Annotated in this window: 8 protein-coding genes and 1 tRNA gene; 4 read left to right on the top strand and 5 right to left on the bottom strand. The window is 67.5% G+C overall.

Features of this window, described 5'->3' with window-relative positions; translation table 11 throughout:
• On the top strand, window positions 1-918 hold a 918-nt coding region (locus ACFWY6_RS41185; protein WP_384701749.1), incomplete at its 5' end, for a SidA/IucD/PvdA family monooxygenase.
• Here the strand turns inward: ACFWY6_RS41185 and ACFWY6_RS41180 are convergent.
• Window positions 908-1,318, bottom strand: coding sequence for a hypothetical protein (locus ACFWY6_RS41180; RefSeq protein ID WP_384701746.1), 411 nt, complete (start codon window positions 1,316-1,318; stop codon window positions 908-910). The two genes, ACFWY6_RS41185 and ACFWY6_RS41180, sit on opposite strands and share 11 nt — an antisense overlap.
• Before the next feature lie 99 nt (window positions 1,319-1,417).
• A complete protein-coding gene (locus tag ACFWY6_RS41175) occupies window positions 1,418-3,220 on the bottom strand; it encodes a bifunctional metallophosphatase/5'-nucleotidase (RefSeq protein ID WP_384701743.1) in 1,803 nt (600 codons plus the stop codon).
• A 129-nt stretch (window positions 3,221-3,349) separates the two neighbouring features.
• Between ACFWY6_RS41175 and ACFWY6_RS41170 the strand changes: the two genes are divergently transcribed.
• Together ACFWY6_RS41170 and pyk are read left to right on the top strand one after the other, a co-directional pair.
• Window positions 3,350-4,057: an SIMPL domain-containing protein gene (locus ACFWY6_RS41170; protein ID WP_384701741.1), complete on the top strand. Its 708-nt coding sequence runs from the start codon at window positions 3,350-3,352 to the stop codon at window positions 4,055-4,057.
• Window positions 4,058-4,214: 157 nt separating this feature from the next.
• Complete coding sequence (gene pyk, locus ACFWY6_RS41165) at window positions 4,215-5,660, top strand: pyruvate kinase (protein WP_384701738.1); 1,446 nt, start codon at window positions 4,215-4,217, stop codon at window positions 5,658-5,660.
• 17 nt (window positions 5,661-5,677) lie between these two features.
• Here the strand turns inward: pyk and ACFWY6_RS41160 are convergent, their stop codons facing one another.
• The 3 genes from ACFWY6_RS41160 to ACFWY6_RS41150 form a co-directional block, all read right to left on the bottom strand.
• On the bottom strand, window positions 5,678-7,624 hold the full coding sequence (locus ACFWY6_RS41160) for an alkyl/aryl-sulfatase (RefSeq protein ID WP_384701735.1): 1,947 nt from the start codon (window positions 7,622-7,624) through the stop codon (window positions 5,678-5,680).
• A 119-nt stretch (window positions 7,625-7,743) separates the two neighbouring features.
• Window positions 7,744-8,532: a helix-turn-helix domain-containing protein gene (locus ACFWY6_RS41155; RefSeq protein WP_384701732.1), complete on the bottom strand. Its 789-nt coding sequence runs from the start codon at window positions 8,530-8,532 to the stop codon at window positions 7,744-7,746.
• Window positions 8,533-8,614: 82 nt separating this feature from the next.
• Window positions 8,615-8,697, bottom strand: a tRNA-Leu gene (locus ACFWY6_RS41150).
• Window positions 8,698-8,797: 100 nt separating this feature from the next.
• Between ACFWY6_RS41150 and ACFWY6_RS41145 the strand changes: the two genes are divergently transcribed.
• The coding region (locus ACFWY6_RS41145) for an ANTAR domain-containing response regulator (RefSeq protein WP_384701729.1) at window positions 8,798-9,427 on the top strand (630 nt) is incomplete at its 3' end.

Genomic DNA, 9,427 nt, shown 5'->3' with positions numbered 1-9,427 from the left:
GGCGTCGGCACCGCGCCGTACGTCCCCGAGCCGCTCAAGCCCCTCGCGGACGCCCCCGCCGTGCCGGTGATCCACTCCTCGGACTATCTCCTGCACCGCGACCGGCTGCTCGACGCCGGGCACATCACCGTCATCGGCTCGGGCCAGTCCGGCGCCGAGGTCTTCCTCGACCTGCTCAAGCACCGCCCCGTGGGCGCCGAGAAGCTCCACTGGCTGGCCCGCACCGAGGCCTTCGCGCCCATGGAGTACTCCAAGCTCGGCCTGGAACACTTCACGCCCGACTACACCCGCTACTTCCACGCACTGCCCGAATCCGTCCGCGACGGCCTCGTCCCGCACCAGTGGCAGCTGCACAAGGGCATCGACGCCGACACCATCGCCGCCATCCACGACGAGCTCTACCAGCGCACCCTGCACGGCGGCTGGCCCGACGCCGTCCTCACCCCCGGCGTCGGCGTGCGCACCGCCGGCCGCGTCGCCACCACCCGCGTCGAACTCCACCTGGAGCATCTCCAGCAGGGCACCCGCTCCCGCCTCACCACCGACGCCGTCGTCCTGGCCACCGGCTACCGCGAGCGCCCCCTCGACCAACTCCTGGGCGGACTCGACGCGTTGATGCGCAGGGACGCATCCGAACGCCCCCGCGTCGACGAGCGGTACCGCCTCGTCCTCGACCCGTCCGTGACCGGCCACGTCTACGTCCAGAACGCCGAGCGCCACACCCACGGCGTCGGCGCCCCCGACCTCGGCCTCGCCGCCTGGCGCAGCGCCACGATCCTCAACTCCGTGACGGGCAAGGACCCTTACCCGCTGCCCGGGCGCACGGCGTTCACCAGCTTCGGGCTCCAGGAGCCGCAGGGCCGCGACGCGGTCGCGATCGGGGAGCAGCGGGGCAATCTCGTACGCCTCAAGAACTGAGCTCTCCCACCGGCGCCACGGCCTTCCGCGTCCTCGGGCAGGACCACACCGCCACGCCCCTCACCACGCCGGCCTCCAGCGGATGGGAGCCGGGGTGGGTGGGGCACTCGGGCCAGGTCGCGGGCTTCAGGGCCGCGCACAGCTCCTCGACGGCCCATCCCTGGACCTGGTCCGCGAGATCCGCCACCTGCTCGGCGGGGCTCCGCCACTCGGCGACGGAGACGCCCTGGCCCGAGCCACCCGGCGCGTAGAGCATGATCACGTCCTCGCCGAGCCTCATGAAGTCCCGCTCCTCATGGACGACCGGCCGCACGGCGCACGTGGCCCTCACGTCCCGGAGCACGACGTCGAGCGCCGCCGCGAGTGCCCTGTCCTTGAGATGTACGAGCTGGTCATCCATGCACGCGATTGTGCGCCGCAGGCCGCCGTCACGTCGCGTAAATATCACGCCTACGCCGTCGACCTGGCGCACCTGAAGCTGTAACCGCTCAGAAAGCGCTCAGAACACCGGAGTCCCGTCCCGGGTCAGCTTCCAGTCCACCGACGCGAACCGGCCCGGGTCGACCGTCCCCTTCGCCCGCACCCACTGGATGATCGTGTTGCGGATCTCGTCCGAGTTCGCCCACAGCTGCTTGGCGCCCGCGATGTGCGGGAAGTTCCCGCCGCCGCTGGCGCGGTAGTTGTTCACCGCGAGCACGAACTCGGCCTTCGGGTCGAGCTCCTTGCCGTCGAAGCTCAGCTTCACGACGCGGGAGCCCGCCGCCTTGGCGATGTCGATCTCGTACGTCACGCCGTACAGCGCGTCGTAGTTGTAGTCCGGGATGTTGTCCGCGTTGGTGAGCTTCGCCGGGTCGACCGGGGCGCCGGCCGCCGTCTGGACGTAGTAGCGGGCGGAGAACTCCAGGTACTCCTTCAGCTGCGCGCCCGTGACGAGCCGCGCCTCCAGGGTGTTCTCGAACGGGTAGAGGCCCGCCGCGTCCTTGATGGTGATCTCGCCCTGCGGGATCTTCGCCGTGCGCGAGAAGCACGAGGCCTGGGAGAGCACGGGCAGCGCCGCGTACTGGCCGCCCTTGAGCGCCTCCCCGACCGTCTCCGCCTGGACGTGGTTGATCAGGTCGATGATCGCGACATCCTTGTACGGGCCTTCGGCCGTGCTCATCGCCTGCGTCGACGTGCCGATGACCTGGTTGACGTACGCGACGACCTTCTTGTGCTCGTCCGCGAGCAGCTTGGTGACCTTTGAATCCTCCGCCGCCGTATTGGAGTTGAGGACCTTCGCGCCCACCTTCTCGACCGTCCAGCGGCCCTTCGACCACACCAGGTCGAAGTCGAAGAGGGTGAGCCGCTGGCCCCACTTGAGGGGCTCGGAGAGGACGACCTTCTTGCCGGTCTCCTTGTTCTCCACGAAGTACTCGGGGATCTCCGTGTGCGCGTGCCCGACCAGGATCGCGTCGATCCCGGGCACCTGCTCGGCGACCAGACCGGCCGCGTTCTCGATGTACGGCAGCTGGTCACCGTACGAAGAGGTGCCGCTGGAACCGGAGTGCGCCGAGACGATCACGACGTCCGCGCCCATGGAGCGCAGCTTCGGCACCCACTTCGCCGCCTGCTCCTCCAGGCCCGGGAACGTCATCTTCCCCTGGACATTCGCCTTGTCCCAGATCGCGATGCCGGGGTTGGTCAGACCGAGGACGGCGACTTTCACGTCCCGGCCGTGCGGGGTGCGCAGGCGCTTCATGAAGTACGGCGGGAAAGCGGGCTTCTGCGTCTTCGCGTCGAGCGCGTTCGCGCCGAGCAACGGGAAATCGCACTGCTCCTCGAACTTCCGGAGGACCGGAATGCCGTAATTGAACTCGTGATTGCCGAGCGCCGCCGCGTCGTAGCCGATGCCGTTCATCGCCTGCGCCATCGGATGGACTGGGCCGCGCTCGGCGGTGATCGGGTCGATCTTGGCGTAGTAGTACGAGAGCTGGGTGCCCTGAATGGTGTCGCCCGCGTCGATCAGAAGCGTGTTGCGGCGGCCTCTCTCCTCGCGGATCTCGTTCACGAGGGTGGAGATCTTCGCCAGGCCCACGTCGTTGTGGTCCTTGTCGTCGAACTCCTTGTCCGTGAAGTAGTCCCAGTTGAAGACGTTGCCGTGCAGGTCCGTGGTGCCCATGACGGTGAACGAGTACCGCTTGGTCCGCTTGGCGGGCTTCCCGGGTGCCTGGGCCGTCGCGGACGGCGCGGCGGCCACGCCTCCGGCGAGTGCCACCCCCGTGGCTGCGGACTTCCCCAGGAACTTCCGGCGGTTCAGCGGCATTTCATGCTCCCCTTGGTCGACCGATGTAACGCGCGTAGATTCTGTCCCCGAGTGCCCCACCGGCAACAGACCCCGCAGGTTTCGATCCGGTGACTGTCCGGTGCCGTGCCCCAGTGCGAGAGTGGCCGCATGGATGACACGACCACCCCCACTCCGTATGGCACCCCCGACGCCCCGCGCCTTGCCGTCAAGGGCGAGGCGCACCTGGAGGTCGACCCCGAGATCGCCCGCATCGGCATCACCGTGAGCGCGCGCGGCAGCGACCGGCGCGATGCCCTGAACGACCTGACGCGGCGCAACGCCGCCGTCCTCGACCTCATCAAGTCGTACGGCGACGCGGTGGAGAAGCTGGAGACCGGGGCCTTCTCCATCACCCCCGAACTCACCAAGCGGGGCAAGGGGGAGCGCGTCCGCACCTACCACGGGCGGGTCACCGTCACCGCCGAGCTCACCGACTTCACCGCGCTCGGCGAACTCACCACGCGCATCGCCGACTTGGAGCTGACCCGGGTGGACGGGCCGTGGTGGTCGCTGCGCCCCGACTCGCCCGCCCACCGCGAGGCCCGCCAGCAGGCGGTCAGGGAGGCGGTGCAGCGGGGCCGCGAGTACGCCCAGGCGCTGGGCGCGGGGCTCGCCGCCCTGGTGGAGCTCGCCGACATCGGCGCGGAGAACGCGGCGCCGTACGGCTACGGCGGAGCGCCGGCCATGCGCACGGTCGCATACGGCGGCGCGGCCGACATGGCCCAGGAGGCGGCACCCCTGGACCTCGAACCCCAGCGGCAGCGCGTCTACGCACAGGTCAACGCGCGCTTCACCATGACGCCTCCGCAGCTGTAGCCACAGGGGTGCTTGACAGTGCTGGGCGCTCGGTAAATCGCTCATCAGAGCAGCGCCCCGCACAATTCAACACTTGTCAATAACCCTTCACGCAAAGGTTGTTGAGTAGTCATGCCCAGCCAATTCTCTACCCGCCGGTAAGGCCTAGGGTCGAACCATGCGCCGAGCAAAAATCGTTTGTACCCTGGGCCCCGCCACGGACTCGTACGACCAGATCAAGGCACTGGTCGAAGCCGGAATGGACGTGGCCCGCTTCAACCTCAGCCACGGCTCCTACGCCGATCACGAGGAGCGCTACCAGCGCGTACGCAAGGCCTCCGACGAGAGCGGCCGCAGCGTCGGCGTCCTCGCCGACCTTCAAGGCCCGAAGATCCGCCTCGGCCGCTTCAGCGAAGGTCCCGTACTTCTCGAACGGGGCGACGAGTTCACCATCACCGTCGAGGAAGGCGTCCAGGGCGACCGCCAGACCTGCGGCACGACCTACGCCGGCCTCGCCGAGGACGTCACCCCGGGCGAGCGCATCCTCGTCGACGACGGCAAAGTGACCCTGGAGGTCACCGCGGTCGACGGGCCCCGCGTCACGACCACGGTCGTCGAAGGCGGCATGGTCTCCGACAACAAGGGCCTCAACCTCCCCGGCGTCGCGGTCTCCGTGCCCGCGCTCTCCGACAAGGACGAGGCAGACCTGCGCTGGGCCCTGCGTTCAGGATTCGACGTCATCGCCCTGTCCTTCGTACGCAGCGGACGCGACATCGAGGACGTCCACCGGATCATGGACGAAGAAGGCCGCAGGCTCCCCGTGATCGCCAAGGTGGAGAAGCCGCAGGCGGTCGAGAACATCGAGGACATCGTCGCCGCCTTCGACGGCATCATGGTCGCCCGCGGCGACCTCGGCGTCGAAATGCCCCTGGAGCAGGTGCCGATCGTCCAGAAACGCGCCATCAAGCTCGCCAAGCGCAACGCCAAGCCGGTCATCGTCGCCACCCAGATGCTCGACTCGATGATCGACAACTCCCGGCCCACACGCGCCGAGGCCTCCGACGTCGCCAACGCCGTGATCGACGGCACGGACGCGGTGATGCTCTCCGGCGAGACCAGCGTCGGCAAGTACCCCATCGAGACGGTCCGCACGATGGGCCGCATCGTCGAGGCCGCCGAGGAGGACATCCTCGCCAAGGGCCTCCCACCGCTGACCGAGCGGAGCAAGCCGCGTACACAGGGCGGTGCGGTAGCCCGCGCGGCCGCCGAGATGGGTGACTTCCTCGGCGCCAAGTTCCTCGTCGCCTTCACCCAGTCCGGCGACACGGTCCGCCGCCTCTCGCGCTACCGCTCGCCGATCCCGCTCCTCGCCTTCACCCCGGACCGCGCGACACGCTCCCAACTCAACCTCACCTGGGGCGTGGAGACCTTCCTCGGCCCGCACGTCGAATCCACCGACGCGATGGTCGACCAGGTCGACGAACTGCTCCTCAAGATCGGCCGCTGCGAGCGCGGCGACATCGTGGTCATCACGGCAGGCTCCCCGCCCGGCGTCCCCGGCTCGACGAACCTCGTCCGCATCCACCACATCGGCGAGGACGACACCGGGGACACCCCCAAGTAGCCGCTTTCGCCATCGCCCTACGGCGTGACGATGGCGAAGGCCGGATCCGGCTTGTCCACCACGCCGAGCAGATCGGACAGCAACGAGACGTCACCCTCGACCCTGATGTCCCCGAGCCCCTTGCCGCCCAGCATGGAGAGCAGCTGGGGCTTGGTCATGGTGAGGGTGACGCCCGCGTCCGGGTTCTTCTCCGTGTCGCTGCGATACGTCAACACGCCGTTCCGCAGCATCAGATGCCAGACCTTCCCGAGCGCCGGAAGACTCCAGTCCATCCGCAGCCTCAGCTCCCACGCCCTGGGACCATTGATCCGGACCGCCACGGAGTCGATCAACTGGTCCACCGACAGGGCCATCAGCATGTCCGCGCTCGCCACAGACGCCGGGGAGTCCCGCACACCCTCGCGCAACTCCTGGGCACCCACCAGATAGAAGTTCCGCCACACGGCGTTCTCCGAGGCCTGCCCCAACTTCACGTACAACGTGGCCAGTTCGGCCCTGGCCACCTTGTGACCAGGATCCGCAAACACCACATGATTGAGCAACGTCACCGCGAACCGCAGATCACCGCTCTTGGCAAACGCCTTCGCCTTGGCGACCGTCGCCGTACGACCCCCCATCGCCTTCACATACCGCTTGGCCTCCTCGACCGGCGGATGCTCCCACAGATGCGCGGGATTCCCGTCGAACCACCCCATGTACCGCTGATAGATGCCCTTCACGTTATGACTGAGCGACCCGTAGTACCCCCGGTTCGCCCACACCCCGGCGAGCGCGGGCGGCAACTCGATCTCCTCGGCGATCTCACGACCCGTCATCCCCGCATTGATCATCCGCAACGTCTGGTCATGCATGTACGCGTACAGATCCCGCTGCTGCTCCAGCAGTTCGACGATCGTGTCGCCACCCCACGTCGGCCAGTGATGCGAGGCGAACGCGACATCCACCCGCCCGTCGAACAACACCACCGACTCGTCGAGGTACCGCGCCCACTGCCGGGCATCCCGCACCTGCGCGCCGCGCAACGTGATGATGTTGTGCATCGTGTGCGTCGCGTTCTCCGCCATGCAGACGGCACGCAGTTCGGGGAGTACGAAGTTCATCTCGGCCGGAGCCTCGGTCCCCGGCGTCATCTGAAACTCGAACCGCACGCCGTCGAGGGTCTCGACCTGCCCGGTCTCGGTGACGTCCTTGGTCGGCGGAATGAGCCCGATCGACCCGACGGAAACGGTCTGCCCGAGCCCACAACCGATCTGCCCCGCAGGGGACTTGGGCAGCAGGGCGCCGTACATGTACCCGGAACGCCGCTGCATCGCCGTACCCGCGTACACGTTCTCGGAGACCGCGTGTTCCATGAACCCGTCGGGCGCGAGGATCGGCACACCGTCCTCGGCCCCGGCCGGCAGCACACCGCGACAGCCGCCGAAGTGGTCGACGTGCGGGTGCGTGTAGACGAGCCCGGTGACCTTCTTCTCGCCCCGGTGCTCGCGGTACAGCTTCAGCGCGGCGGCCGCGGTCTCCGCCGAGATCAGCGGGTCGACGACGATGATGCCGGTGTCGCCCTCGATGATCGTCATGTTCGACAGATCGAGGCCACGCACCTGATAGACCCGGTCGGTGACCTTGTAGAGCCCCTGCTTGGACACGAGCTGGGACTGCCGCCACAGGCTCTTGTTCGCGGTCCTGGGGGCGTCCTTCTTCAGGAAGGCGTACGCGTCGTTGTCCCAGACGACATCGCCCTTGGCGTTCTTGACGACACCGGGTACGAGGGCGGCGATGAACCCCTTGTCGGCATCGGCGAAGTCGTCCCTGTCGTCGAAGTCCACGTCACCCTCGTCCGTCGCTGTGTGTCCCTTGCTGGTGCCGCCGTCGTTGTCGAGTGCGGAAACGGTGTCGGGGCTGAGAGCCATTGCTGCTGCGGCGGCGCCCGCAGCGGCGACGAAGTTGCGCCGGTTCAGGGGAGTCATGGGGGCGAAGATCGCAGCGGGGCGCGGGGCGGGGCAAGGGTTCACTGCGGATTTGGGGCAGCTCCCAGAGCGGCCGGGAAAGGGGAGTGACGCGTCCTATTGCGTGGAGGGTGCGGGGGTCAGTACTTGGGGCCTACGTGGGTGTCCATGAGGGCGACTGATGCTTTGCGGGCTACGGAGATGTTGTACGGGCTGCCGTGACGCGTGCAGTCCTTCCATTCGACGCCGAGCTTGTCGAGAGTGTCGGTGTAGAGCTTGCGGATGTCGTCCGAGACATTGGTGAACCAGTACCGGGGGTACTCGTAGCGCTTGCGCTCCCCGCCGACCATGCGGGTCGTCCAGTTGGTGATGCGGCAGCCGTCGGAGTGGATCAGTCCCCGGATGAAGTCCCAGGGATGGGTGTCGACGATGTCCTGCTGCCAGGGTTCCAGGGCGATGTTGCGCTCGTGCTTCCTCCCTGGGCCGTGCTGGGGGAACATGCACCAGAGGTGGTTCGAGTAGACCTTGATGTTCTGGCATCCGGTCTTGCGGACCCGGCAGACGGAGTTGTCGGGGAACACGGCGCGCATGGCCCGCTCGCAGTCGTCCTTGAGGCCAGGCCATGAGTCGCCGCAAGTGATCATGAGGCTGGGAACGCGATGCCCCGAGTACTGGATGATGTGCCCGTCTCCGAGGTAGAGCCCCAGGAGGTAGGAGTAGGCCGCTGTGTCGAGATCGCGACCGTCGCACTGCGGGCACTTGGGGTCATGCTTGCCCGGACACTCTCCGCGCTTGGCGCGGTCCATATGTCGCCAGTACGAGATGGTGCCGCTCGGGACATTCAGCTGGCGGGCAACCTCGGCGTTCTTCGTGCCGCCTCGCAGCAGCGTGAGGGCTTTGTGCCGTACCTCTGTGCCGTGGAAGTTCATGACGCTACTCTGTGCGACTGATCGTGTCGGCGAGTAGCAAAAAGCGGAGGTTCACGAGAACGTGAACTTCCGCTATGTGAAGTGCCGGGTGCGGGAGTCGAACCCGCACGTCCTTTCGGACAGATGTGTTTGAGACATCAGCGTCTGCCATTCCGCCAACCCGGCTGGACGACCTTCGAGGAGTGTACCGGGTGACCAGAGGCCGTTGCAGCTAGGTAGGCTTCAGAGGCAGCTGTACCTGCCCGGCCCGCAACAAGGAGCCCCCGTGACTTCCCCCGAGTCGCCCCAGCCCGTAGCCGATGACGACGACAAGTCGCACGTGCCTCCGCTGACGACCCGTGTCGTCATCGCCGAGGACGAGGCTCTTATCCGGCTCGACCTCAAGGAAATGCTCGAGGAGGAGGGCTACAGCGTCGTCGGCGAGGCCGGTGACGGTCAGAAAGCCGTCGAGCTGGCCCGGGAGCACAAGCCCGATCTGGTGATCCTGGACGTGAAGATGCCGGTGCTCGACGGGATCTCCGCGGCGGAGAAGATCGCCGAAGAGAGCATCGCCCCGGTCCTCATGCTCACCGCCTTCTCGCAGCGCGACCTCGTCGAGCGGGCCAGGGACGCGGGCGCGATGGCGTACCTGGTGAAGCCCTTCAGCAAGACCGACGTCGTCCCGGCCATCGAGATGGCCGTCTCGCGCTTCACGGAGCTGAAGACGCTGGAGAAGGAGGTCGCCGACCTCACCCTGCGTCTGGAGACCCGCAAGCTGGTGGACCGCGCGAAGTCGATCCTGCAGACGGAGTACGGCCTCACCGAGCCCGCCGCGTTCCGGTGGATCCAGAAGACGTCGATGGACCGCCGGCTTTCCATGCAGCAGGTCGCGGAGGCCGTCATCGAGGAGGCCGAC

Source organism: Streptomyces sp. NPDC059037, assembly GCF_042740015.1.
In the GTDB taxonomy this organism is placed as follows: domain Bacteria; phylum Actinomycetota; class Actinomycetes; order Streptomycetales; family Streptomycetaceae; genus Streptomyces.
The sequence above is the reverse complement of the archived record's forward strand: the minus strand, read 5'-3'. Positions and strand labels throughout refer to the sequence as shown.

Coding starts and splice junctions, on each gene's coding strand:
- ACFWY6_RS41180 (WP_384701746.1), bottom strand. CDS start 1,318: ATGGATGACCAGCTCGTACATCTCAAGGACAGGGCACTCGCGGCGGCG.
- ACFWY6_RS41175 (WP_384701743.1), bottom strand. CDS start 3,220: ATGCCGCTGAACCGCCGGAAGTTCCTGGGGAAGTCCGCAGCCACGGGG.
- ACFWY6_RS41170 (WP_384701741.1), top strand. CDS start 3,350: ATGGATGACACGACCACCCCCACTCCGTATGGCACCCCCGACGCCCCG.
- pyk (WP_384701738.1), top strand. CDS start 4,215: ATGCGCCGAGCAAAAATCGTTTGTACCCTGGGCCCCGCCACGGACTCG.
- ACFWY6_RS41160 (WP_384701735.1), bottom strand. CDS start 7,624: ATGACTCCCCTGAACCGGCGCAACTTCGTCGCCGCTGCGGGCGCCGCC.
- ACFWY6_RS41155 (WP_384701732.1), bottom strand. CDS start 8,532: ATGAACTTCCACGGCACAGAGGTACGGCACAAAGCCCTCACGCTGCTG.